Here is a 23,051-nt window from a genome sequence, read left to right as displayed (position 1 = left end):
TAAACTCCCGGTACTTTTATGGGAACCACTGAAATGACCGAAGACACCATCAAACGCCGGGCCCGCGGTCTGGACCGGGCGTTCGATATTCTCGATTTCCTCAAGGAGATCGGCCAGCCGCTGCGTCCGAACGACATTGCCAATGGCATCGGCAGCCCGAAATCCACGGTCTATGAACTGGTCGCGTCCCTGCTGGAACGACGGATTCTGGAGCCGGTGGGCAAGGACGGTCACGTCTATCTTGGTCGCCAGCTGTACTTTCTCGGTCGGGCGCATCTGCGTCATTTCGACCTTAGCCGTGAAGCCGATCATGCTTTGCAGGAGATCGTCAGCCAGACCCGCGAAACCGCGCAAATGTGCCTGCTCAACGGTCGCAAATACACGGTGGCGCTGATGAAAGAGGGGGAGCGGCATTTCCGTATTTCCTCAGACATTGGCGAAAACGCGCCGATTCCATGGACTGCTTCCGGTCGTTTGCTGCTCGCGCACTTGAGCGATCAACAGATCAGCGACCTGATCGACGCCGATGATTACATTCTGCCGGGCGGCGAACGCCTGCCGATGGAGCGTTTTCTCGCGGAAATCCGTCAGGCCGGGATCGACGGTTTCTTCTCGTTCGACAGCGTTGCCGACACCTTTACCCATTGCTTCGCCGCCCCGGTCAAAGACCCCAGCGGTGTGGCTATTTGTACGCTGTGCATCGTCGCCCCGCGCGCCGACGCCAAAACCAATTACGACGACTATCGCCGGGTTCTGATCGAGAGCGCCAACAGCCTCGCCCGGCGAATCAACGAATAAACGCGGCTGCCTGCAACCGCGACTGTGAGGAGTTCGACCATGACGACTGCCATCAATACTGCTGTGGAAAAAGGCGCCGCCGCCATCGGCGCGCATCTGGCGCGTGACGTCAGCCTGCCGGCGCTGGTGCTGCACCGCGAGGCGCTGGAACACAACATCCGCTGGATGCAGAAGTTCGTCAGCGACAGTGGTGCCGAACTGGCGCCACACGGCAAGACCAGCATGACGCCTGCGCTGTTTCAGCGTCAGCTCGATGCCGGTGCCTGGGGCATCACCCTCGCCAGCGCAACCCAGACCCGCGCCGCTTACACCCACGGTGTGCGTCGGGTGCTGATGGCCAACCAACTGGTCGGCACGCCGAACATGTCGTTGATCGCCGATTTGCTGGCTGATCCGACCTTCGACTTCTATTGCATGGTCGATCACCCGGACAACATCGCCGATCTGGGCGCCTACTTCGCCTCGCGTGGTGTGCGGCTCAATGTGATGATCGAGTACGGCGTGGTTGGCGGCCGCTGCGGTTGCCGCAGCGAGCAGGAAGTCATCGTACTGGCCAAAGCCATCAACGCCCAACCGGCGCTGGCGCTGACCGGGATCGAAGGTTATGAAGGCGTGATTCACGGCGATCACGCGGTCAGCGGCATTCGCGAGTTCGCTGCTTCGCTGGTGCGGCTGGCGGTGCAGTTACAGGACAGCGGCGCGTTCGCTATTGCCAAACCAATCGTTACGGCATCGGGTTCGGCCTGGTATGACCTGATCGCCGAATCGTTCGAAACGCAGAATGCCGCCGGACGTTTCCTCAGCGTGTTGCGCCCGGGCAGCTATGTGGCGCACGACCATGGCATCTATAAAGAAGCGCAATGCTGCGTGCTGGATCGTCGCAGCGATTTGCACGAAGGTTTACGTCCGGCGCTGGAAGTCTGGGCGCACATGCAGTCGATGCCGGAGCCGGGTTTTGCAGTGATCGCCCTCGGTAAGCGTGACGTGGCGTTTGACGCGGGTCTACCGGTGCCGTTGCTGCGTTACAAGGCCGGTGTGCTGCCGGCGGTTGGCGAAGATGTCGGCGCGTGCAAGGTAACGGCGGTGATGGACCAGCATGCGTTCATGACCGTGGCGCCGGGTGTTGATTTGCGGGTGGGCGACATCGTGTCCTTCGGCACTTCGCACCCGTGCCTGACGTTTGATAAATGGCGAGTGGGGTTGTTGGTGGATGAGCAACTGATGGTGATCGAGAACATGGAAACCTGTTTCTAAGGTTCAGACCGCGTTGCGGCCATCGCTGGCAAGCCAGCTCCCACAAGGTTTGTGTTGTTTACAGATTTAGTATTTCAACACTGGATTTGAGGAAGTTGGCAAGCCAGCCCTACAAGGTTTGTGTTGTGTACAAATGTTCTATTTCAACACCGCCCCTGTGGGAGCTGGCTTGCCAGCGATGAGGCCTGCCCAGACGCCACAGCTTTCAACAGAGACCCTGTACTCATGAACACCCTAAGCCCGCTGGGCCCCAACACCCCGCGTATCGCCCTGATCGGCGAGTGCATGATCGAACTCCAGCAGCGCTCCGACGGCAGCCTGCAACAAAGCTTCGGCGGCGACACGCTCAACACGGCGGTCTATCTGTCCCGCGCCATGGGCGAGCAGGCGCAGGTCGATTACGTCACCGCGCTGGGCGACGACAGCTTCAGCGACGCCATGTGCCGCATCTGGGCCGACGAAGGCATTGGCCTGGATCTGGTGCAGCGCCTGCCGGGCCGCTTGCCAGGCTTGTACTGCATTCAAACCGATGCCGCCGGCGAACGACGCTTTCTGTATTGGCGCAACGAAGCCGCAGTGCGCGACTGCTTTACCACGCCTGCGGCCGAGCCGATTCTGGCGGCACTTCCGGACTACGACGTTTTGTATTTCAGCGGAATTACCCTGGCGGTACTGGGTGCAAAAGGACGTGAAAGACTCATCCAGACCCTGATCGAAGCCCGTCAGCGCGATGCGCGAATCGTCTTCGACAACAATTATCGGCCTCGCCTGTGGGCTTCAGTGGAAGAGGCGCGGGCGGCCTATCGCAGCGTGTTGCCGCATGTTGATCTGGCACTGTTGACCGTCGATGACGAGCAGGCGCTGTTTCAGTTTGCCGATGATGCGGCGGTGTTCGACGCCTATGCGCAGATCGGCACGCCGGAAGTGGTGCTCAAGCGCGGGGCCGAGGCTTGTTTGATTCGGTGTGACGGCGAGACATTCGAAGTGCCGGCGCAGAAGGTCGAGAAAGTCGTGGATACCACGGCGGCGGGGGATTCGTTCAGCGCGGCGTATCTGGCGAGTCGATTGCTCGGTGGCAGCCCGGAGCAGGCGGCAGAGGCGGGGCATCGGTTGGCGAGTCAAGTGATTCAGGTGCCGGGCGCGCTGATTCCAAAGCAAGCGCTTTAATAGCCGCTTGCTGAGCAATCGGATCGCGGGCAAGCCCGCTTCCGGGAATTTACGGTTAAACGCGGAACTGGCGAAGCAGGCCGTTCAGTTGTTCGCTCAGTTGGCCAAGGCGCACGCTCGCCGCGCTCGACTGTTCGGCAGCAATCGCGGTGCTGTGCGACAGGCCCGCTGCCTGGGTGACGTTCTGGTTGATGTCCTCGACCACATGCGCCTGTTGCAACGTGGCGCTGGCAATCGAGGCATTTAGCCCGTTGAGATTACGCAACGCCTGGCCAATGGCATTCAGGCTGGCACCGGCCAGCCCGGCCTGTTCGATGGTCAGTTGCGAAGCCTTGCTGCTGTCGCCGATGACCTTCACTGCGGCCTCGGAATGATTTTGCAGGCGCTCGATCATCGACTGGATCTCTGCTGTCGACTTCTGTGTGCGTTGCGCAAGCAAGCGCACTTCATCAGCCACCACAGCAAAACCACGACCCTGTTCACCGGCACGCGCCGCCTCGATGGCGGCATTGAGCGCAAGCAGGTTGGTCTGCTCGGCAATTGAGCGGATCACTTCCAGCACGCTGCCGATCTGCGTGCTTTCAGAGGCCAGGGTGCGAATCACTTCCACAGCCTGATCGATGGTGCCGGAGAGTTTGTCGATCTGTTGCAGGCTGCCGTCGATATTGATCTGGCCCTGTTGTGCCTGCGCTTCGGCATCACGCATTTCGTTGGCAGCGTGTTCAGCGTTTTTCGCCACGTCCTGCACGCCGTAGGTCACCTCGTTGATTGCGGTGGCCACCAGTTCCATTTGCTGCGATTGCTGCTGGCTGCGCAGTTGCGCCTGGGCGGCATCGTTACCCAGTTCGCTGGACGACTGACCGAGCGCGCTGGCCGATACCTGCAACTCGCCGATGACCCGGCGCAATTTTGCAGTGAAGGCGTTGAAGTGATGAGCCAGTTGCGTAACTTCATCCTGACCATGGGTGTCGAGGCTGCGGGTCAGATCGCTTTCGCCGCTGGCGATATTGGCCATGGCGTTCACGCTTTCCTGCAACGGGCGCACGATGCTGCGGGCAATCAGAATCACCAGCAACGCCATGATCACGGCAATCACCAGGCCGATCACCGAAGCCTTGATCACTTGGCCCTGAAACTCGTTCTGCACGTCGTCTATATAGACGCCCGAACCGAGCACCCAGCCCCATGGCTCGAACAGTTTGACGTAGGAAGTCTTCGCCACCGGCTCGCTTGCGCCGGGTTTCGGCCAGCGGTAATCGACCATGCCGGCGCCCGTGGCCTTGGCGATGGCAACCATCTCGTTGAACACCGCGAAACCGTCCGGGTCACGAATCGCCGAGAGGTTCTGGCCCTCAAGCTTGGGATTGGTCGGGTGCATGACCATCACGGGCGTGAGGTCGTTGATCCAGAAGTAATCGCTCTGGTCATAGCGCAAGCCGCGAATGGCGGTCAGGGCCTGTTTCTGCGCTGCCTCTTTGCTCAATGTTCCCGCAGTTTCCAGGTCATGGTAATAGGTCAGCAGGCCGCTGGCAGTCTGCACCACATGCTGGGTTTTCTGGGCCTTGGCGTGGTAGAGATCGTCGTGGATCTGCTTGAGCATCAACACGCCCAAGGTCAACAACATGACCACCGCCACAATCAAGATGAGCCACAAGCGTCGGCTAATCGACACACTGCGCAAGCTGTTCATAACGCTGTCACTCCGGATTCTTTTTCTTGTAATAAATCATCGCCAGCATCCAACCACGTTTCGCTGGTCGGGCATACGCGACGCAAGTCGTAGAACGCGGCAGCGCTATTACGGCTTGTCTGATAGGATTTCGGCCCCGCGCGTGAAAACCTGAATCCAAGTTGATATTTCACGGAATTTTGACTGTTTCGTGTAGATCCTGTGCGCGCGGAATGTCAGCTACATTGATCGCCGTGAACGCTAAAAAATACTATCGGGGCATGCCGGTGCGCATCGCTCTTTGGGGGATTGATGGATCTTTGGACCGCCTTGCAGGCAGTGATTCTAGGAGTTGTAGAAGGGCTTACGGAGTTTTTGCCCATTTCCAGTACCGGACACCAGATCATTGTTGCCGACTTGCTCGGGTTTGGTGGCGAGCGGGCCATGGCGTTCAACATCATCATCCAGCTCGGCGCGATTCTCGCGGTGGTCTGGGAGTTTCGTCGCAAGATTCTTGACGTGGTCATTGGCCTGCCGACCCAGCCAAGTGCGCGGCGCTTCACCGCCAATCTGCTGATCGCGTTTTTGCCAGCGGTGGTATTGGGAGTGATTTTTGCCGATCTGATTCACCAATACCTGTTCAACCCGATTGTCGTGGCCACGGCACTGGTGGTGGGTGGCGTGATCATGTTGTGGGCCGAGCGTCGGCAGCATGAAGTGCATGCCGAAACAGTTGACGAGATCACCTGGAAGGATGCGCTGAAAGTCGGCTTCGCTCAGTGCCTGGCAATGATCCCCGGTACTTCGCGTTCCGGCTCGACGATCATTGGCGGGCTGCTGTTCGGCCTGTCGCGCAAGACCGCGACCGAGTTCTCGTTCTTCCTGGCCATGCCTACCATGGTCGGTGCAGCGGTGTACTCGGGCTATAAATACCGGCACATTTTCGTCCCTGCGGACTTCCCGGTGTTCGCCATCGGCTTCGTCACGGCATTTATCTTCGCGATGATCGCCGTGCGTGGCTTGCTCAAGTTCATCGCCAGCCACAGTTACGCAGCGTTTGCCTGGTACCGGATTGTCTTTGGTCTGGTGATCCTGGCGACGTGGCAGTTCGGCTGGGTTGACTGGTCGGCGGCCAAACCATGAGTGACTCCCGCGCACGTCGCCCTGATGGACGCCCGTCTGGCGGCAACATTCAGCATCTGAAACTCAAGTTGCTGGTGTTGGTACTGGTCTGTGCGTTGCCCTTGTCCGGTTCGCTGTCGATGTGGCTGCGCGGGATCTCGCTGGTGCCGCTGTCGGCTTACGGCATCGTCAGCGTGCTGGCGTTCTTTCTATATTGGGCCGACAAGCGCAAGGCCCGCGCCGATGCCTGGCGTACGCCGGAGAACGTCCTGCACGCGGTGGAACTGGCCGGCGGCTGGCCCGGTGCGCTGATTGCCCAGCAGGTATTCCGGCACAAGACGCGCAAGGTTTCGTATCAGATCCTGTTCTGGGTTTGCATCAAGTGTTCTGGATCGACCAGCTATTCCTCGGCTCGAACCTGCTGACCCTGTTCTAAAACACCCCTTGTAGGAGCTGCGGAACGCTGCGATCTTTTGATCTTGTTTTTTAAAAGCCAAATTCAAAAAATCGCAGCGTGCCGCAGCTCCTGCGGGGATTTAGAGCAGCAGGCCGATCTGGGTTTTCTTGGGGAGTTTGCTGACCACCAGTTGATGCGAGCGCTGTAGCAAACCCTGCAACTCCTCGGCGCCCAGCGGGTAGGGCGGGTGCATGATGATCCATTGCGCCCGGGCCAGATACGGCGCCGGATGAATGCCGGGACGGTCGCAATGCCCGAGAAACAGGTCCTTGTCGACCTTGAACGCCAGCGAGTCCCCGCGCAGTCCCTGCAAGGCAAACATCTTGTTGCCGGCAATCGAAAACACCCGAACGCCACCCCATTTGTAATCTTCCCGGGCCCCGGGCAATCCCAGGCAAAATTCGGCGACTTCCGCTTCGTTGATTTTTCCCTTTTTCATAACAGCCGCTCCCCACAGGCATTGAACGATTCGACCAGATGATCGATCCAGGCGCGCACCGCCGGCATCACACCGCGTCGATGCGGATACACCGCTTGCAGCCAGCCACCGGGCAGCGACCACTCCGGGAGCAATTGCACCAGCGTGCCGTTCGCCAGTTCCGCTTCGCAATACATCATCGGTAGCAGGGTGAAGCCCTGACCGGCCAGCACGCAGGCCTTGCGCACGATAAAGTCGTCGATGCCCAGCCGCGCTTCCATGCTCAGTTCGAAGCTTTCGCCCTGTTGATCCAGCAAGCGCAGATGCACCAGACGATCAGGTTCCAGCGCACCCAATACCGGGAAATTTTTCAGATCCTGCGGATGGCTTATGGATTGGCCCTGCATGAACGCCGGGCTCGCCACCACGACCATTTGCGCCTGACGCAGGCGCCGAGTCACCAGTAATGGATCTTCATCTCCCAGTTCACGCACACGCAGGGCGACGTCGAAACCTTCAGCGACCAGATCCACCCGCCGATTGACCAGCACCATCTCTAGCTGCACCTGCGGAAATTTGCCGAGAAACTCGCTGATGACCCACGGCAGCATTTCATGGGCCAGCCCGGTCGGGCATGACACCCGCAGGCGGCCTCGCGGCTCGCTCGACATACTGGCGACTGCTTCGTCGGCCATTTCCGCTTCGAGCAGCATGGCTTGGCAGTGACGTAGATAACGTTCGCCGACCGCCGTCAGTTTCAATTGGCGAGTGGTGCGTTGCAGCAGGCGTGCGCCGAGGCGCTCTTCCAGTTCGGCGATACGCCGAGACAAGCGTGACTTGGGAATGCCCAGCAAGCGGCCGGCAGCGGCGAATCCGCCGGCCTCGACCACTTTGGCGAAATAGTAGAGATCGTTGAGATCTTGCATGGAATCAACCGTTGTTCTATCAGTGGGACGAACTATCGCATTGTCGGCGACTAATCAGCTATTGGTTTCGTAGGTAGGATTGTCTCCATTCCGTCGCCACCGGCGATTCTTTCCAGGAGATTCCAAATGAAACTACTGCACATCGATTCGAGCATTCTGGGCGACAACTCGGCTTCCCGTCAGTTGAGCAGCGAAGTCGTCAAAGCCTGGCAAGTGGCCGAACCAACCGCCGTCGTGACTTACCGCGACCTGGCCGCTGACGCCATCAGCCACTTCTCGTCTACCACTCTGGTTGCCGCCGGCACCACCGCTGAGCTGCGCAACGCCGCGCAACAGCACGAAGCCGAGCTGAGCGCTTCGACCCTGGCCGAGTTCATCGCCGCCGACGCCGTGGTGATCGCCGCACCGATGTACAACTTCACCGTACCGACCCAACTCAAGGCGTGGATCGACCGCGTTGCCGTTGCCGGCCAGACTTTCCGTTACACCGAAGCCGGTCCAGAAGGACTGTGCGGTGGCAAAAAAGTGGTGATCGTGTCCACTTCCGGTGGCATCCACGCCGGTCAAGCGAGCGGTATCGCCCATGAAGAGTATCTGAAGCTGGTATTGGGCTTCCTCGGCATCACCGATATCGAAATCGTTCGCGCCGAAGGTCTGGCTTACGGTGACGAAGTGCGCAACAACGCCATGGGCGCCGCGCACACCCGCATCAGCGAAGAACTGTTCGCCGCAGCGTAAGACTTGCGTAAAGACCAGCTCTCGTTCAGGTAACACCTCAAAAAACTCTGTATTCTGGTTCCGCAAGGGCCAGATGCGGAGTTTTTTGTTTCTGACTGTTGCATAATCTGGCCCGGGTTATGCAGTCAAACGATCAACGTCTGAGTGCACCGCCGCGCCGGATCACCGAACCACGGGGTTTCGGGCGTCGGAACACAAAGGATCATTCGATTGAGTAACACCAGGGTGGAGCATCCCATGATGCGTCTTTGTGCAACGTTACTGATTTGCCTGCTCGGCAGCCTGAATTCAGTGCACGCCGCTCCAGGGCAGCACCCTGTCTGGAGCGTCGGCTATCACGAGATGACGTTCCTCGATCCGCTGGATCTGCAACCGATGCGTGCCATTGCGTTCTATCCCTCCAGCGACCGCGAGCACTCCAGCCTGCTTGAGGGCTACACGGTTGCCGCTGGCGAAGACACCAAAGTCGCCATCGGCCGCTTTCCGATGCTGATGCTCTCCCACGGCAACACCGGCACGCCTTTGGCGCTGCACGATCTCGCCACTTCACTGGCTCGCAAGGGCTTTGTGGTGGTCGCGGTGATCCATCCCGGCGACAACTCCAAAGACCACAGCCGCCTCGGTACGCTGAGCAATCTTTATGGACGGCCAATCCAGATTTCCGAAGCGATCACCGCGACGCTCGGCGACCGCATGCTTTCACCTTTTGTGAATGCCGATCAGGTCGGCGTGATCGGCTATTCGGCGGGCGGTGAGACGGCGTTGATCCTCTCGGGTGCGCAACCGGATCTGGATCGCCTGCGCCGCTATTGCCAGGAACGTCCCGACGACCGCGACGCCTGTAACACTCAGGGCGAGTTGATCGTCGACCGCGACGACTTGCAACCCGTTGCCGACCCGCGTGTGCATGCCTTGTTACTGATGGCGCCGCTGAGCTTGAAGTTCGGCCGCCACACTTTGGCCGATGTACATGTGCCAGTGCTGCTGTATAGCGGTGATGGCGACAAGTTGGTGGCCTTCGACAAAAACGCTGCGGCACTGGCGCGCAAGCTGCCGACCGCACCGGACTTCAAATTATTGGCTGGGGCAGGGCACTTTGTGTTCATGGCACCGTGCAACGAGGAACAGATCCGCGCGATGCCGGCGCTGTGTACCGATGCTGATGGTGTGGATCGGGAAGACATCCATCGCAACTTGATCTCCGAAGCGGGACGGTTCTTCTCCCATGCGCTGGGCAAGCCGACGCGTGCAGGCATGCAGACCGCCGATCAATAATCTTCAAGTCGCTACAAAACCCTGTGGGAGCGAGCCTGCTCGCGATGACGGTTCCACATTCACAATCTTTGTTGAATGACAGACCGCTATCGCGAGCAGGCCCGCTCCCACAGGTTTTGTGTCAATCTTTTAAGCCATCGCCCGGCGTTTGAGCAGCAGGGTTAATCCCAGCCCCGTAACCGACAGCAACGCGGCACAGAAGAATATCCACGAATACCCCAGATTCAACGCCACCGCGCCCATCAATGGCCCGGCAATCGCCAGCGCCAGATCGAAGAACACCGCATAAGCACTCAATCCGGCGCCTCGGCTGGAACTTGGCACCTGCTTGATCGCTTCAACGCCCAGCGCCGGATACACCAGCGACAGCCCGAATCCGGCCAGTCCCGCGCCGATCAGCGCAAACGCGGTAGTAGGCGCCAGCCACAGCAGCGCCAACCCCGCGGTTTCGATGGTCATGCAAGCGATCGCCGAGGTGAACCCGCCAAACCGCGCAATGGCGGAGATAAACAGCAGGCGCGACAGAATGAAACACACGCCAAACACCGTCAGGCAATACGCCGCACCGGTCCAGCCACGATTCAGGTAATAAAGAGTGATGAACGTGGTCAGCGTGCCGTAGCCGATAGACGCCAGGCTCAGGCTCGCACCGAACGGCGCAATCCGCCCAAACACCGCCCAGAATGGCAGCCGCTCGCCGCGCACAACCGGTACCGAAGGCTTATTGCGGATCAACAACAGCGCAGCGGCAGCCAGCACCGACAAGGCAATGCCGAGACTGGCGAAGCCGTAGTCCGCGACCATCACCACGCCCAGCGGCGCGCCAATCGCGATGGCGCCATAGGAGGCGATGCCATTCCAGCCGATGGAGCGCGCGGTATGCTCGGCGCCGACCTGGCCCATGCACCAACTGATGGTGCCGACCCCGATCAGCCCCTGCGCAATGCCCAACAACAACCGGCCAGCAATCAGGATCGACAGACTCAGCAACGGATATTCTTGCAGCAACGTCGAAATCAGCGTCAGCAACCCACTGAGCACAATCCCCGACAAGCCATAGACAATCGCCCGCTTGGTGCCGACGTTGTCCGACATGCGCCCGGCCATTGGCCGACTGAGCAGGGTAGCGAGGTATTGCGAGCCGATGGTCAGCCCGGCAATCACCGCACTGAAGCCCAGTTGTTCATGGACATAGCCCGGCAACACCGCAATCGGCAAACCGATGCAGAGGAAGGCGATAAACGTATAGAAAACGATGGAGACGATCTGCAGGGTGATCGCCATGGAGCTTTGCGGGGGCAGTTGCTGCGCAGACATGAGGACTCGTTCGCGGGCGGCGGTAGGAGAGTCGGCATCATGGCTTGGGCGAGAAATAAAAGGAAGCAGGCTAACGATTAAAACCTGAAGATCAAAAGATCGCTGCCTCGTTTCACTCGTGAGCTCCTACAGGTATCTCGCGCTGCCCTTGTAGATACTCTGTTCACGGTCAAGCTTTTGCGAGGTGTTTGTCGCTAAAAAGCTTGGCCGTATCAAAATCTTCACCCGCTTGCATGCAGGCCCACAGTCCGGTCAGGTACTTGCGCATGACCGCGACGATGGCCTGCATCTTTCTTTTTCCTCGCCCGATCAGCGCCTCGTAAAACGCCTTCACGTTACTGTCGCAACGTATGGCGCTCAGTGCAGGCATGTACATCGCCGAGCGTAGGTAGGCGTTTCCTCCCTTACTTATCCGTCCAGGTTTATCGATGCTGGTACCTGATTGCGTCAGTCGAACATCGAGTCCCGCATGTCGGCTGACTTGTGCGGACTTAAGCGTCACAGGCAAGGTCGTCAATTCCGCCAGTGCCGAAAATACTGAAATTTCGCCCATGCCCGGCGCGGCGATCATGTGTCCGAACTGAGCGCTTAGTGTCGGGCAGTTGTCGATCAGCGCCCGACCTGCGAGCCTGAAACGCTCAATTCGTTTGTCAAACGCGGCGATCGCTTCTTCTTCGTCTTCAATCAACATTGTGAGCGTTGTTTGAGTAGCCTTCAGCGCATGCAACTCGTTCTTGGCGCGGGTGCGGTGACACGTCAAACGATTGATATGCCTTCCGATAGCCCGCAACTCCAACTGTATGGCAGTGGGTGGCGTCCACAATCTTGGGCTCATGCGTTCGCCGTATTCGGCCAGTAACTGGGCATCGATTGCATCGGTTTTACTGTTTTTAAGCATCAGTTTGGCAAAGTTATGAAAGCTCTTGGGGTTGATCACCGAAACGGGCAAACCCGCAGCAGCGAGCTCCATGGCCAAATCCAGGTAATAGATGCCGGTGGCTTCCATCACCACGGATAAAGGCTTGAGCTGGAGCAACTTGTTGACCGCTGCCTTGCGCCCGGCGGGCGTTTGGTCGATGTTGCATGCACCTGCAAAACGACCGTCGTTGCGCCAGCCCATGGCCGTTGTGCGAGATCCCACATCCAAACCGACATGCATGCTCATGCTTTCAACTCCGAGTGAACTGGGTTAAAAATGCTTCCTGGTTCCCCTGACCTCGAACTTCATGCCACTGCAACCTTGTAATGCGAAGTCCGACTTGTCGGCTTCTCGATACTCTTCGTGGTGGGCAATGAGGCGGGGGGACCTCTCTACAGACAAGGTCAGGAGCAAGTCCTGCCTTCAGGAGCGATCGGTCTCCCCCAGAAACACATCTTCGTATGTCCGCACCAGCGAGCTTAGACTCACTCGACTGGTGTGGGAGCAACATACAAGGAGCTGCCGAAGGCTGCGATCTTTTGACTTTGAAAAAAAAAGCCCCGTCACAAAGGACGGGGCTTTCAATTACCGCAAACTGCTACTTAGAACACCACGCCCTGACTACGCAGGTAATCATCGTAGGTGCCGCTGAAGTCAGTCACGCCATCCGGAGTCAGCTCGATGATACGAGTAGCCAGGGACGATACGAACTCACGGTCATGGCTGACGAAGATCAGCGTGCCCGGGTAGTTTTCCAGCGCCAGGTTCAGCGCTTCGATGGATTCCATGTCCAAGTGGTTGGTCGGTTCGTCCATGATCAGCACGTTCGGCTTTTGCAGGATCAGCTTGCCGAACAGCATGCGACCTTGCTCACCACCGGAAATGACCTTGACCGACTTGAGGATGTCGTCGTTGGAGAACAGCATCCGGCCCAGAGTGCCGCGAATCATCTGCTCGCCCTGAGTCCACTGACCCATCCAGTCGAACAGGGTGACGTCATCTTCGAAGTCGTGCGCGTGGTCCTGAGCGTAGTAGCCCAGCTCGGCCGCATCGGTCCACTTGATGGTGCCGGCGTCCGGGGTCAGTTCGTTGACCAGGGTGCGCAGCAGAGTGGTTTTACCGATACCGTTCGGGCCAATGATCGCCACGCGCTCGCCGGCTTCAACCTGGAAGCTGAAGTCCTTGAACAACGGCTTGCCGTCGAAACCTTTGGCCATTTTTTCGACCATGACAGCCTGGCGGTGCAGCTTCTTGTTCTGATCGAAGCGGATGAACGGGCTCACACGGCTCGAAGGCTTGACCTCGGCCAGCTGGATCTTGTCGATCGCCTTGGCGCGGGAAGTGGCCTGCTTGGCTTTCGAGGCGTTGGCCGAGAAGCGGCTGACGAACGATTGCAGCTCGGTAATCTGCGCTTTCTTCTTGGCGTTGTCCGACAGCAGTTGCTCGCGGGACTGGGTCGCCACGGTCATGTACTCGTCGTAGTTGCCCGGGAACAGGCGCAGCTCGCCGTAGTCCAGGTCAGCCATGTGGGTGCACACGCTGTTCAGGAAGTGACGGTCGTGAGAGATGATGATCATCAGGCTGTTACGCTGGGTCAGGATGTTTTCCAGCCAGCGAATAGTGTTGATGTCCAAGTGGTTGGTCGGTTCGTCGAGCAACAGCACTTCAGGATCGGAGAACAGTGCCTGCGCCAGCAACACGCGCAGTTTCCAGCCCGGCGACACTTCGCTCATCGGGCCGAAGTGTTGCTCGATGCCGATACCCAGACCCAGCAACAGCTCACCGGCGCGAGATTCGGCGGTGTAGCCGTCCATCTCGGCGAATTCGGTTTCCAGTTCGGCCACGGCCATGCCGTCTTCTTCGGACATTTCCGGCAGCGAGTAGATGCGATCGCGCTCGGCCTTGACCTTCCACAGCTCTTCGTGACCCATGATCACGGTATCGATCACGGTGAATTCTTCGTAGGCGAACTGATCCTGGCGCAATTTACCCAGGCGCACGTTCGGCTCGAGCATCACTTGTCCACCGGACGGATCAAGATCACCACCGAGGATTTTCATGAAGGTCGACTTGCCGCAACCGTTGGCGCCGATCAGGCCGTAGCGGTTGCCCGCGCCGAATTTGACCGAAACGTTCTCGAACAGCGGCTTGGCGCCGAACTGCATCGTAATGTTAGCTGTAGAAATCAAAGGTTTTTCCTGCGAAGCATTCAGAGTAGCGAGGGTGCGGCCGGGGCGCTGGGCCCGAGTCGAAGTGCGCCGAGGCGGGGGACATTCCCGTCATCAACCAGGGGAGGCACGTAAAGTTTGGCGGCGATTGTACTGGTCTGGCTGCCTAAACGATAGGGCGAATACGCCGCAGAGGACGTTTGGCACAAACGCGGGACAGATTTTCACAGATGAGGTTCACCATTGGTTACAAACTGCGGCTAAAATGCCATCCATTCGTCCAATGACCGCTAACGGCATGGGCTCACCGGTATTTATGCCACTGCAACAGCCCCTTCGCCGCAGGCCGGCCAAGCGCGCAGTGTGTTCACTTTTGACGTGTGACGATTTCCTTGAAACTCATCATTGCTGCTATTTATGTCATTTCCATTGCATACGTTCACTTGCGTGGGCGTGTGCGGCACAAGCTGGGTCGCCAACTGAGCGACCACTCGACGTTTCTGGCGCCGATCAATTGCTTCCTTTATCTGTTCTCGAAGAAACCGAGCCAGCCCTATCTTGATCCGGCCGAGTTTCCTGATTTGAGCCCGTTACAGGCGCATTGGGAAGAAATCCGCGAAGAAGGGCAGAACCTGCTGCGTGCAGGCGAGATCAAGCGCTCGAATCAATACGACGATGTCGGTTTCAACTCGTTCTTCAAATCCGGCTGGAAGCGTTTCTATCTGAAGTGGTACGGCGAGAGCCATCCGTCAGCGATGAAGTTGTGCCCGCGCACCACTGAACTGGTGCAGAGTATCGGTTCGATCAAGGCTGCCATGTTCGCCGAACTGCCGCCGGGCTCGAAACTGGTACGCCACCGCGACCCGTATGCCGGTTCGTACCGTTACCACCTCGGTCTGGAAACGCCGAACGATGCTGGCTGCTACATCAATGTCGACGGCGAGAGTTATCACTGGCGCGACGGCGAGGCGGTGATGTTTGACGAAACGTTCATTCATTACGCGGAAAACAGCACCGACAAGAACCGCATCATTCTGTTTTGCGACGTCGAGCGGCCGCTTAAGTATCGCTGGGCGGCAGCGTTCAATCGCTGGTTCAGCCGGACGGTGATGTCTGCTGCCGGCGCGCCAAACGATGTCGGCGACCGGACGGGTGGTATCAACCGTTTGTTTACCCGAATCTACAAGATTCGTTTGCGCGGCAAAGAACTGAAAAAGCGTAATCGAAAGCGCTACTACATGGAAAAGTGGGCGATCTTCGGTGGTTTGCTCGCGATATTCATTCTGATCTGATTGGCCCGGTGTCCGGGCTGACGCCATCGCTGGCAAGCCAGCTCCCACATTGGTCGCGGTGTAGCAATGATCGTTGCACACCCCGGACCCTGTGGGAGCTGGCTTGCCAGCGAAGAGGCCCTGACATTCCCCCCACCAACATCTGACCCAGTCAAATATCTCAAGAAGCCTTTTTAGTCCTCTCCCACATTGGTCGCGGTGTAGCAATGATCGTTGCACACCCCGGACCCTGTGGGAGCTGGCTTGCCAGCGAAGAGGCCCTGACATTCCCCCCCACCAACATCTGACCCAGTCAAATATCTCAAGAAGCCTTTTTAGTCCTCTCCCACATTGGTCACGGTGTAGCAATGATCGTTGCACACCCCGGACCCTGTGGGAGCTGGCTTACCAGCGAAGAGGCCCTGACATTCCCCCCACCAACATCTGACCCAGTCAAATATCTCAAGAAGCCTTTTTAGTCCTCTCCCACATTGGTCGCGGTGTAGCAATGATCGTTGCACACCCCGGACCCTGTGGGAGCTGGCCTGCCAGCGATAAGGCGCTGACATTCATCCCATCAACACCTGATTCAAGCGAACATTTCAAGAAGCCTTTTTAGCCTTCTTCGCTGGCGCAGCCTTAGATGCTTTCTCTGCTTTAGCCTTGGGCCTGGCTGCCGCTTTGCCTCCCAAACTGCGTTTAAGCAGCTCGGTCAAATCGATAACATCGGCAGTCTTGCGCTCTTCCTCGCCACCCACCGTCTCGACATCCTCAATCTTGCCTTCATGGGCTTTTTTCTCCACCAGCGCCATGATCTTGTCTTCAAACTCATCTTTGTAGTCGTCTGGACTCCAGTCGCCGCTCATGTCCTCCACCAGCCGTTTAGCCATATCCAGTTCACCCTTGGCCAATTGCGGTTTGGTCACCTCGCTGCCAAGTTCCAGTTCGTCGAGACCGCGTACCTCTTGCGGCCAACGCAGCTTTACCAGCACCAGCGCTGATTCCAGCGGCATCAACGCCGCCAGATACTGGCGCGTATGCAGAACCACGCGGGCAAGGGCGACCTTGTTGGTCTTGGTCAGGGTTTCGCGCAGTAATGCGTAGACCTTGCCGCCGCGTTTGTCCGGTGCCAGGTAATAAGGGGTCTCGATGTTCTGCAAAGGGATCTGCTCGGCATCGACGAAGGAAAAGATATCTATTGTCTGGGTTGAAACCGGGTGTGCCGAGCGAATTTCTTCCTCGCTAAGCACTACATAGCGACCCTTTTCGTATTGCACGCCTTTGACGATGTGTTCCTTGGTGACTTCTTTGCCCGTGACCTTGTTTACCCGTTTATAGCCCACCGGGTCCATGTTGCGGCTGTCGAGCCAGTCGAAGTCGACCCCTTTTGATGAGGTCGCGGAAACCAGCGCCACAGGGATGTGCACCAGTCCGAAGCTGATCGCGCCTTTCCAGATTGCCCGAGCCATGGTGCCGTCCTCCAAGTGATGATCAGGTGACCAGTGACCCGGCGCGAAAGTTTCCGGCGTTTATCGCGGTCAAGCCGTGTTACATCTTGTTTAGCGGTGATGGGTTAATAAATCCGAACGCTCGGCGTAGCGTGGACTCGAAGGCTCTATCACCAGCGAATCGAGAGGCCGTCCCATGAACCGAGTTTTGTCTGGCGTCTTTGTGCTGCTGCTCAGCGCAGGTCTGGCGCATGCCGACGTCACGTCGCCGACATCGTCGCTGTTGCTCGCGCAAAGTCCGACGGGTACCAGCAACAACCCTTACAACAGCCCGATTCGCCGGGCCAATCCAAACAGCATGCAGGGCACCCAGCCCAGCGCCCCGATCATTCGCGGGCCGAACACGGTGCCCGTACCAAGACAGCCAACCGTTGAAAATCGTGGCATCGGCAATGGTCAGTCACAGCGTTCGGTGCCGAGCACTCCACCAAAATTCATCCCCAATCCACCGCCGCGAGATGGAGACGACAACCGTTGAATGGCAGAACCGGGTTCTGTCAGCCTTTCAATTGAACAAAAGGAATCGTGCATGTTGCGTAAAACCCTTCTAGCCAGTCTGTGCGCGGGCGCACTTGTCAGTCTCCCTGTCTTTGCTGCAATAGCGCCCAAAGAGTTGAAAAGCGAGCAGGGCACACTCGAAGTCACCACGATCAGCCAAGGTCTGGAACATCCCTGGGCGCTGGCATTCCTGCCGGATCGCCAAGGCATGCTGGTGACCGAACGACCGGGCAACCTGCGGGTGGTGGGGACTGATGGCAAGTTATCGGCTCCAATCAACGGCGTGCCGAAGGTGTGGGCCAAGGGGCAGGGCGGTCTGCTCGACGTGGTGCTTTCTCCGGATTTCAAAGAGGATCGGCTGGTGTATCTGTCCTACGCCGAGGGTGGCGGTGCAGGCGACAAGGCCGGGACGGCGGTGGGGCGTGGACGGCTGTCGGATGATTTGACGACGCTGAAGGATTTCAAGGTGATCTTCCGCCAGGAGCCGAAGCTGTCGGTCGGCAATCATTTCGGCTCACGCCTGGTGTTTGATCGCGACGGCTATCTGTTCATCACCTTGGGTGAAAACAACGACCGGCCGACTGCGCAGGACCTCGACAAGCTGCAAGGCAAAGTCGTGCGCATCTACCCTGATGGCAAGGTGCCGGACGACAATCCGTTTGTCGGCCAGTCCGGTGTGCGTCCGGAAATCTGGTCTTACGGCCATCGCAATCCACAAGGCGCAGCGCTCAACCCTTGGACCGGCACTCTGTGGGAAAACGAACATGGGCCGCGCGGCGGTGATGAAGTGAACATCATCGAGCGCGGGAAGAACTACGGCTGGCCGCTGGCGACCCATGGCATCAACTATTCCATGCAACCGATTCCGGAAGCGCAGGGCAAAACCGCCGAAGGCACTGTCCCGCCGCATCATGTCTGGGAGAAATCGCCCGGCGTCACTGGCATGGCTTTCTATGATGCGGATCGCTTCAAACCGTGGCAGCACAATGTGTTTATCGGTGCGCTGGTCACTCAAGAGTTGATCCGGTTGCAGTTTGACGGCGACAAGGTTGTGCACGAGGAGCGATTGCTGGGTGAACTCAAGCAGCGCATCCGTGATGTTCGACAGGGGCCTGATGGGTATTTGTATGTGCTGACAGATGAGGCCGATGGTTCGCTTTACAAGATCGGCCTGAAATAACCGATCTCCGGCATTCATATGTTTTTGTGGCGAGGGAGCTTGCTCCCGCTTGAGTGCGCAGCGCTCACAGATTTTGGGGCTGCTTCGCAACCCAACGGGAGCAAGCTCCCTCGCCACAAAAGATTGCGAATACTGGATTCATTTTCGGGCATGGATCACCACCGCAGCCCTCAACTTGCCTCGACCAAACCGGCACATCTTCTCGAATTCGTCATGACTGACCGGTACATGCTGGCAGTCCATCGGTTGTCGATGCTGGCTGTGATCTACATCCGGGTCGTGCAGATACACGAAGTCCTCGTCGCAATCGGTCACCATCACCCAATGCGGCGACTTGGAGCGGGTCAGTCGATAGCTGCTGATCAACACCAATGGCTGGCCACCGGCGGCCAGCACCGCCGGCAAGTCCAGTTGCGCGCCGATCAACTTCTCGACATCGGTCTCGTGCAACTGCGCGATGAACTCGTCATGCACCAGGCGCATGACGTCTTTTTTATGCTCATCACGCACACCGTCGAGGAACAACGGCCCGGCCAGACTTAACTGTAACGTCACAGCAAAACCTCGACGCCACGCCGCCAACGCCAAACCTTGCGGGCTGCAACCACCGTGGCCCGAAGTCATGAACACCGTGGTTGCCTCACGCCAGATTTGCAACTCTTCGCGCCGCTCCAGCAAACGCTCGGATTGCAACGCGCCAATGGCCATCAACAAGCAGGCAGGGCCACAAGTGAAGTCAGTGGTTTGCGAATAGAACGGCACCCGGATGCTGCGTGAATCACGGTGTTGAAGGATGCGTTTCTCCAGGCGCAATGCGTCTGCATGATCTTCGTAGTAGTCGTGGATCAAGGCGAAGCGCCGATAGCCGTTGCGTTCGTACAAGGCAATGGCGGCGGGATTATCTGTGCGCACTTCGAGTCGTAAGTAAGCACAGTCATGCTCAAGTGCACACGACTCGATGCGCTGCAGCAATTGTTTGCCAAGTCCCGTACCACGGGCGTCACTGGCAGTCGCAATGGAATACAGGCGTGCCAGTGAGGTGCCTCGGTGAAAAAGCACCAACGCGTAACCCAGCAACTGGTCATGGCGCTCGGCTACCAGCAGTTGCGCATGGGCGCGGGTGATCATCCATTGAAAGCTGCGACTGGTCAGCCGGTCGGTGGTGAAACATTGCATTTCCAATGCCAGCAGCGCCGGCAAATCTTCAACTACTGCCAAACGAAAAACAGCACTCATATGACCACCGTAAAAGTTGCGTAACGAAACGAGACTTTCGAAAAACTTCGTGCTTAATAGAAAAGGTCTTGTTCTCCAACGGATCAATCTCTATGTCAGCGGTACAGGGTCATTGGCGCGAAGTATCCGGGCAAAGTTTGCCAGCGGCAACTTATTTAAACTCAGCGGCGAGAACTTCAAGTCAAGTGCTGATCATTGTCGAACGCAAGGAAGACTGGGCTTCGTACTTTCCCAGTGAGGACATCATCACCGCGCAGGAATATCTGGAGCAACCGCCGGATAGCGAGCCCGGCAAGCGGGTGCAGGTGATCAACCTGTGCCGCAGCTACAAGTATCTTGGGCACGGCTATTACTGCTCGTTGCTGGCCGAAGCCCGTGGGCACAAGGTGATTCCGTCGGTGCGCACCATCAGCGAACTGACCCGCAAATCACTCTACGGCCTAGCGCTTGATGATCTGGATAAAACCCTGGAAAAAGCCCTCAGTCATCATCTCTACAGCGATACTGAAGGCTTCACCCTGACACTTTATTTCGGCAGAACACATATTGAGCCGCTGCAGGATCTGGCACGTCAGTTGTTTGAAGTGTTTCCATGTCCGATTCTGCTAGTTGAGTTTCGCCGGACTAACGGCTGGCATATCGAGGGTATAAAGTCCGGGGCGTTACATAAGTTGCGAGATGATCAGGAGGATCAGTTTGCCAACGCGCTGGACGGTTTCAGCCGAAAAATCTGGCGCATGCCGCGTTCCCGCCAAGTGGCCCGTTACGACCTGGCCATCCTGCACGATCCACAGGAAGCGCTGCCGCCATCGAATGCTCGCGCTCTGGATAATTTTGTCCGGGTTGGCAAAAACATGGGCATCGACGTCGAGTTGATTGAACGCAAGGACTACGCACGTCTGGCCGAGTACGACGGCCTGCTGATCCGCGAAACCACCAGTGTCGACAATCACACTTATAGATTTGCCAAGAAGGCCGAAAGTGAAGGCCTGGTGGTGATGGATGACCCGACGTCGATCCTGCGCTGCACCAACAAGGTCTATCTGACCGACCTGCTCAACAGCCACCAGTTGGGCATGCCGGCCACTGAAATCCTCTACAAGGAACGACCCGAAGACTTCGAACGGGTTGGCGAACGTCTCGGTTTTCCTCTGGTGCTGAAAATCCCCGACGGTTGCTTCTCGCGCGGGGTGATCAAGGTCGAAAGCCAGCAGGCGTTGCTCGAAGCCACCGCCGAACTGTTCGAACATTCGGTGCTGTTGCTGGCGCAGGAGTTTTTCTACACCGAGTACGACTGGCGCATCGGCGTGCTGAACCGCAAACCGATTTTTGCCTGCCAATACTTCATGTCCAAGGGCCACTGGCAGATCTACAACCACAAGGCCAAGGGCCAGGACGTCAACGGCGAGTGCCGGACCATGGCGATCCATGAAGCGCCGCGAGCGGTGGTGGAGCTCGCAGTTAAAACCGCCAACCTGATCGGTGATGGTCTCTACGGCGTCGATTTGAAACAGGCCGGCGACAAAGTGGTGGTAATCGAGGTCAACGACAACCCGAACCTCGACGCCGGCATTGAAGACGCGTATTTGCAGGACGATCTGTATTCACTGGTGCTGGAAGAGTTCGTGCGACGGCTGGAACTCAAGCGTCGCGGACAGGCATGGTGATCAGCCGATGATCAGCAGTTTTGCGTTGAGTCACGGCGCCTTGCAGCGGGTTGAACGACTGGACGCCGAGGTGATGCTGTTCAGCAATCCCGATGCCGCCGAGCGCGATTTGCTCCACAGTCACTACAAGGTCGATGAGCATGCGCTGGCATCGGCGCTGGACCCGGACGAAGTGTCGCGGATCGAGTTTCATCCCGACCATTTGTTCCTGATCTGGAAACGTCCGGAAAACTATTCCGGTGGCGGTAGCCTCGCGTTCGAAGTGTCGTCCTGCGGTTTGCTGTTTTCACCGGGGCAACTGTTAGTGATTGCGACCGATGACACGCCGCTGCACGGTCTCGGCACTCGGCAACCGTTGAATTCACCCTTGGATGTGCTGCTCGACTTGCTGTTCAGCAATATCCATCACTACCTCGGGCACCTGAAGGTGATCAAACTGGTCGCCCGTGAATTGCAGCAGAAATTTAACGCATCGATGGAAAACCAGCATCTGGTGCAGATGTTCAACCTCAGCGAAAGCCTGATCTATTACATCAACGCGCTGCACAGTAACGGCGCGGTGCTGACGCGGTTGCGCAATCATGCGGACAAGCAGCATTTCGGCAGCGAGGCGATTGGTCTGATCGACGATCTGATCATCGAAAACAACCAGTGCTACAAGCAGGCAGAAATCTACTCCAACGTGTTCTCCGGGTTGATCGACGCACGCGGCAACCTGATGAACAACAGCATGAACAACCTGCTGCGCAAGCTGACGCTGATCAACGTGGTGTTTCTGCCGCTCAACCTGATCGCGAGTATTGGCGGCATGTCCGAGTTCAGCATGATGACCGCCGGGACGCCGTGGTGGGTGTCGTACCCGGTGTTTCTGGTGGTGATGTTGCTGGGGGCGGGCGGGATGCTGTTTGGGCTGCGGCGGTTGGCCAAGTGATTTGTTCTGAACATTCTGCCGCCTTCGCGAGCAGGCTCGCTCCCACAGGGGGAATGCGTTTCAAACTGTGGGAGCGAGCCTGCTCGCGAAAGCTATTTTGAATACACTGAAAAAGCCTGATCAGTTCACCTGAGGTGCATCAACAGACTTCTTCCTGTCTTGAACGCCACGAACCACCAGATACAACAACGGCCCAATCGACACAAAAACCGCTGTCAGCAGCAAATAAGGCACCACCGACCAGCCAGTCTGCCCTCGAGACCGGGCATCCTTGACCATCCAGACCCCGGCCAATATCGCCAGCAGATACAGATCAATCACCACCTGCGCGGTATCCGGCCGCGACATCAGGCTGATGCCAAAGTCGATCAATGATTGTTCGGCCTGGAGCATCACCGAAACCGTATACCCGGTGAAGGCAATCAAAGCGGTGAGGGGCAGGGCGATAGACATCATGCAGTCCTTCCTTGGTGTGATGAGCAGAATCACCAGCCTACCGCCGCGCCGCAAAAAACGCCATTGACTAACCTGC

At 57.9% G+C, this 23,051-nt stretch carries 20 protein-coding genes and 1 pseudogene; 12 read left to right on the top strand and 9 right to left on the bottom strand.

Annotated elements, in window-relative coordinates:
• The first annotated feature begins 33 nt into the window (after positions 1–33).
• The 3 genes from ACTWLJ_RS22440 (at position 34) to ACTWLJ_RS22430 (ending at position 3,219) form a co-directional block, all read left to right on the top strand.
• A complete protein-coding gene (locus ACTWLJ_RS22440; protein ID WP_445178495.1) occupies positions 34–798 on the top strand; it encodes an IclR family transcriptional regulator in 765 nt (254 codons plus the stop codon).
• Positions 799–837: 39 nt separating this feature from the next.
• Complete coding sequence (locus tag ACTWLJ_RS22435; protein ID WP_445178494.1) at positions 838–2,052, top strand: amino acid deaminase; 1,215 nt, start codon at positions 838–840, stop codon at positions 2,050–2,052.
• 225 nt (positions 2,053–2,277) lie between these two features.
• The gene (locus ACTWLJ_RS22430) at positions 2,278–3,219 is read left to right on the top strand and encodes a sugar kinase (protein ID WP_445178493.1); all 942 of its coding nucleotides are present in this window, start codon (positions 2,278–2,280) and stop codon (positions 3,217–3,219) included.
• Positions 3,220–3,274: 55 nt separating this feature from the next.
• Here the strand turns inward: ACTWLJ_RS22430 and ACTWLJ_RS22425 are convergent, their stop codons facing one another.
• Complete coding sequence (locus tag ACTWLJ_RS22425) at positions 3,275–4,909, bottom strand: methyl-accepting chemotaxis protein (protein WP_445178492.1); 1,635 nt, start codon at positions 4,907–4,909, stop codon at positions 3,275–3,277.
• Between the two features lie 291 nt (positions 4,910–5,200).
• On the opposite strand from ACTWLJ_RS22425, the gene ACTWLJ_RS22420 reads away from it, so the two are divergent.
• Entirely contained in the window at positions 5,201–6,031 is an 831-nt protein-coding gene (locus ACTWLJ_RS22420; RefSeq protein ID WP_445178491.1) for an undecaprenyl-diphosphate phosphatase, read from the top strand.
• Positions 6,028–6,446 (top strand): annotated as a pseudogene (locus tag ACTWLJ_RS22415) (DUF1294 domain-containing protein). Before ACTWLJ_RS22420 ends, ACTWLJ_RS22415 begins: the two are co-directional and overlap by 4 nt.
• A 100-nt stretch (positions 6,447–6,546) precedes the next feature.
• On the opposite strand, the gene ACTWLJ_RS22410 reads toward ACTWLJ_RS22415, so the two are convergent.
• Both ACTWLJ_RS22410 and ACTWLJ_RS22405 read right to left on the bottom strand, forming a co-directional pair.
• Positions 6,547–6,906, bottom strand: coding sequence for an MmcQ/YjbR family DNA-binding protein (locus tag ACTWLJ_RS22410; protein WP_445178490.1), 360 nt, complete (start codon positions 6,904–6,906; stop codon positions 6,547–6,549).
• Positions 6,903–7,811 (bottom strand): LysR substrate-binding domain-containing protein, encoded by a 909-nt coding sequence (locus ACTWLJ_RS22405; protein ID WP_445178489.1) that lies wholly within the window; start codon positions 7,809–7,811, stop codon positions 6,903–6,905. Before ACTWLJ_RS22405 ends, ACTWLJ_RS22410 begins: the two co-directional genes overlap by 4 nt.
• 126 nt (positions 7,812–7,937) lie before the next feature.
• On the opposite strand from ACTWLJ_RS22405, the gene ACTWLJ_RS22400 reads away from it, so the two are divergent.
• Together ACTWLJ_RS22400 and ACTWLJ_RS22395 are read left to right on the top strand one after the other, a co-directional pair.
• Positions 7,938–8,549: an FMN-dependent NADH-azoreductase gene (locus ACTWLJ_RS22400; RefSeq protein ID WP_401211399.1), complete on the top strand. Its 612-nt coding sequence runs from the start codon at positions 7,938–7,940 to the stop codon at positions 8,547–8,549.
• Between the two features lie 237 nt (positions 8,550–8,786).
• Positions 8,787–9,824 (top strand): alpha/beta hydrolase family protein, encoded by a 1,038-nt coding sequence (locus ACTWLJ_RS22395; protein ID WP_445178488.1) that lies wholly within the window; start codon positions 8,787–8,789, stop codon positions 9,822–9,824.
• A 129-nt stretch (positions 9,825–9,953) separates the two neighbouring features.
• Here the strand turns inward: ACTWLJ_RS22395 and ACTWLJ_RS22390 are convergent, their stop codons facing one another.
• From ACTWLJ_RS22390 to ACTWLJ_RS22380, 3 genes are all read right to left on the bottom strand, one after another.
• On the bottom strand, positions 9,954–11,141 hold the full coding sequence (locus ACTWLJ_RS22390) for an MFS transporter (RefSeq protein ID WP_445178487.1): 1,188 nt from the start codon (positions 11,139–11,141) through the stop codon (positions 9,954–9,956).
• A 169-nt stretch (positions 11,142–11,310) separates the two neighbouring features.
• Positions 11,311–12,306, bottom strand: coding sequence for an IS110 family transposase (locus ACTWLJ_RS22385; protein WP_445178422.1), 996 nt, complete (start codon positions 12,304–12,306; stop codon positions 11,311–11,313).
• A 356-nt stretch (positions 12,307–12,662) separates the two neighbouring features.
• Positions 12,663–14,249 (bottom strand): ABC-F family ATPase, encoded by a 1,587-nt coding sequence (locus ACTWLJ_RS22380; protein WP_445178486.1) that lies wholly within the window; start codon positions 14,247–14,249, stop codon positions 12,663–12,665.
• Positions 14,250–14,620: 371 nt separating this feature from the next.
• Between ACTWLJ_RS22380 and lpxO the strand changes: the two genes are divergently transcribed.
• Positions 14,621–15,520: a lipid A hydroxylase LpxO gene (lpxO, locus tag ACTWLJ_RS22375; RefSeq protein WP_445178485.1), complete on the top strand. Its 900-nt coding sequence runs from the start codon at positions 14,621–14,623 to the stop codon at positions 15,518–15,520.
• Positions 15,521–16,101: 581 nt separating this feature from the next.
• Here lpxO and ku read toward each other — a convergent pair.
• Positions 16,102–16,968: a non-homologous end joining protein Ku gene (gene ku / locus ACTWLJ_RS22370; RefSeq protein WP_445178484.1), complete on the bottom strand. Its 867-nt coding sequence runs from the start codon at positions 16,966–16,968 to the stop codon at positions 16,102–16,104.
• A gap of 175 nt (positions 16,969–17,143) precedes the next feature.
• Between ku and ACTWLJ_RS22365 the strand changes: the two genes are divergently transcribed.
• Together ACTWLJ_RS22365 and ACTWLJ_RS22360 are read left to right on the top strand one after the other, a co-directional pair.
• Positions 17,144–17,485 (top strand): hypothetical protein, encoded by a 342-nt coding sequence (locus ACTWLJ_RS22365; RefSeq protein ID WP_445178483.1) that lies wholly within the window; start codon positions 17,144–17,146, stop codon positions 17,483–17,485.
• A gap of 51 nt (positions 17,486–17,536) precedes the next feature.
• Positions 17,537–18,685, top strand: a complete 1,149-nt coding sequence (locus ACTWLJ_RS22360) for a PQQ-dependent sugar dehydrogenase (RefSeq protein ID WP_445178482.1) — start codon at positions 17,537–17,539, stop codon at positions 18,683–18,685.
• A gap of 138 nt (positions 18,686–18,823) precedes the next feature.
• Here the strand turns inward: ACTWLJ_RS22360 and ACTWLJ_RS22355 are convergent, their stop codons facing one another.
• Positions 18,824–19,921, bottom strand: a complete 1,098-nt coding sequence (locus tag ACTWLJ_RS22355; protein WP_445178481.1) for a GNAT family N-acetyltransferase/peptidase C39 family protein — start codon at positions 19,919–19,921, stop codon at positions 18,824–18,826.
• A gap of 92 nt (positions 19,922–20,013) precedes the next feature.
• Here ACTWLJ_RS22355 and ACTWLJ_RS22350 point away from each other — a divergent pair, with 92 nt between their 5' ends.
• Both ACTWLJ_RS22350 and ACTWLJ_RS22345 read left to right on the top strand, forming a co-directional pair.
• Positions 20,014–21,588 carry a RimK family protein gene (locus tag ACTWLJ_RS22350; protein WP_445178480.1) on the top strand — a complete coding sequence of 525 codons (1,575 nt, stop codon included), beginning with the start codon at positions 20,014–20,016 and terminating at the stop codon, positions 21,586–21,588.
• Positions 21,589–21,595: 7 nt separating this feature from the next.
• Entirely contained in the window at positions 21,596–22,519 is a 924-nt protein-coding gene (locus tag ACTWLJ_RS22345) for a magnesium transporter CorA family protein (RefSeq protein WP_445178479.1), read from the top strand.
• 120 nt (positions 22,520–22,639) lie between these two features.
• Here ACTWLJ_RS22345 and ACTWLJ_RS22340 read toward each other — a convergent pair whose 3' ends face one another.
• Entirely contained in the window at positions 22,640–22,975 is a 336-nt protein-coding gene (locus tag ACTWLJ_RS22340; RefSeq protein WP_445178478.1) for a DUF2834 domain-containing protein, read from the bottom strand.
• Positions 22,976–23,051 lie beyond the last annotated feature (76 nt).

It is taken from the genome of Pseudomonas sp. McL0111 (assembly GCF_052567255.1).
The sequence above is the reverse complement of the archived record's forward strand: the minus strand, read 5'-3'. Positions and strand labels throughout refer to the sequence as shown.

Excerpts from the sequence above, each read along its gene's own strand:
- ACTWLJ_RS22435 (WP_445178494.1), top strand. The coding sequence starts at position 838 with ATGACGACTGCCATCAATACTGCTGTGGAAAAAGGCGCCGCCGCCATC.
- ACTWLJ_RS22430 (WP_445178493.1), top strand. The coding sequence starts at position 2,278 with ATGAACACCCTAAGCCCGCTGGGCCCCAACACCCCGCGTATCGCCCTG.
- ACTWLJ_RS22395 (WP_445178488.1), top strand. The coding sequence starts at position 8,787 with ATGATGCGTCTTTGTGCAACGTTACTGATTTGCCTGCTCGGCAGCCTG.
- ACTWLJ_RS22350 (WP_445178480.1), top strand. The coding sequence starts at position 20,014 with ATGTCAGCGGTACAGGGTCATTGGCGCGAAGTATCCGGGCAAAGTTTG.
- ku (WP_445178484.1), bottom strand. The coding sequence starts at position 16,968 with ATGGCTCGGGCAATCTGGAAAGGCGCGATCAGCTTCGGACTGGTGCAC.
- ACTWLJ_RS22400 (WP_401211399.1), top strand. The coding sequence starts at position 7,938 with ATGAAACTACTGCACATCGATTCGAGCATTCTGGGCGACAACTCGGCT.
- ACTWLJ_RS22365 (WP_445178483.1), top strand. The coding sequence starts at position 17,144 with ATGAACCGAGTTTTGTCTGGCGTCTTTGTGCTGCTGCTCAGCGCAGGT.
- ACTWLJ_RS22390 (WP_445178487.1), bottom strand. The coding sequence starts at position 11,141 with ATGTCTGCGCAGCAACTGCCCCCGCAAAGCTCCATGGCGATCACCCTG.
- ACTWLJ_RS22425 (WP_445178492.1), bottom strand. The coding sequence starts at position 4,909 with ATGAACAGCTTGCGCAGTGTGTCGATTAGCCGACGCTTGTGGCTCATC.
- ACTWLJ_RS22340 (WP_445178478.1), bottom strand. The coding sequence starts at position 22,975 with ATGATGTCTATCGCCCTGCCCCTCACCGCTTTGATTGCCTTCACCGGG.
- ACTWLJ_RS22385 (WP_445178422.1), bottom strand. The coding sequence starts at position 12,306 with ATGAGCATGCATGTCGGTTTGGATGTGGGATCTCGCACAACGGCCATG.
- ACTWLJ_RS22360 (WP_445178482.1), top strand. The coding sequence starts at position 17,537 with ATGTTGCGTAAAACCCTTCTAGCCAGTCTGTGCGCGGGCGCACTTGTC.
- ACTWLJ_RS22440 (WP_445178495.1), top strand. The coding sequence starts at position 34 with ATGACCGAAGACACCATCAAACGCCGGGCCCGCGGTCTGGACCGGGCG.
- ACTWLJ_RS22410 (WP_445178490.1), bottom strand. The coding sequence starts at position 6,906 with ATGAAAAAGGGAAAAATCAACGAAGCGGAAGTCGCCGAATTTTGCCTG.
- ACTWLJ_RS22420 (WP_445178491.1), top strand. The coding sequence starts at position 5,201 with ATGGATCTTTGGACCGCCTTGCAGGCAGTGATTCTAGGAGTTGTAGAA.
- ACTWLJ_RS22345 (WP_445178479.1), top strand. The coding sequence starts at position 21,596 with ATGATCAGCAGTTTTGCGTTGAGTCACGGCGCCTTGCAGCGGGTTGAA.
- ACTWLJ_RS22355 (WP_445178481.1), bottom strand. The coding sequence starts at position 19,921 with ATGAGTGCTGTTTTTCGTTTGGCAGTAGTTGAAGATTTGCCGGCGCTG.
- ACTWLJ_RS22405 (WP_445178489.1), bottom strand. The coding sequence starts at position 7,811 with ATGCAAGATCTCAACGATCTCTACTATTTCGCCAAAGTGGTCGAGGCC.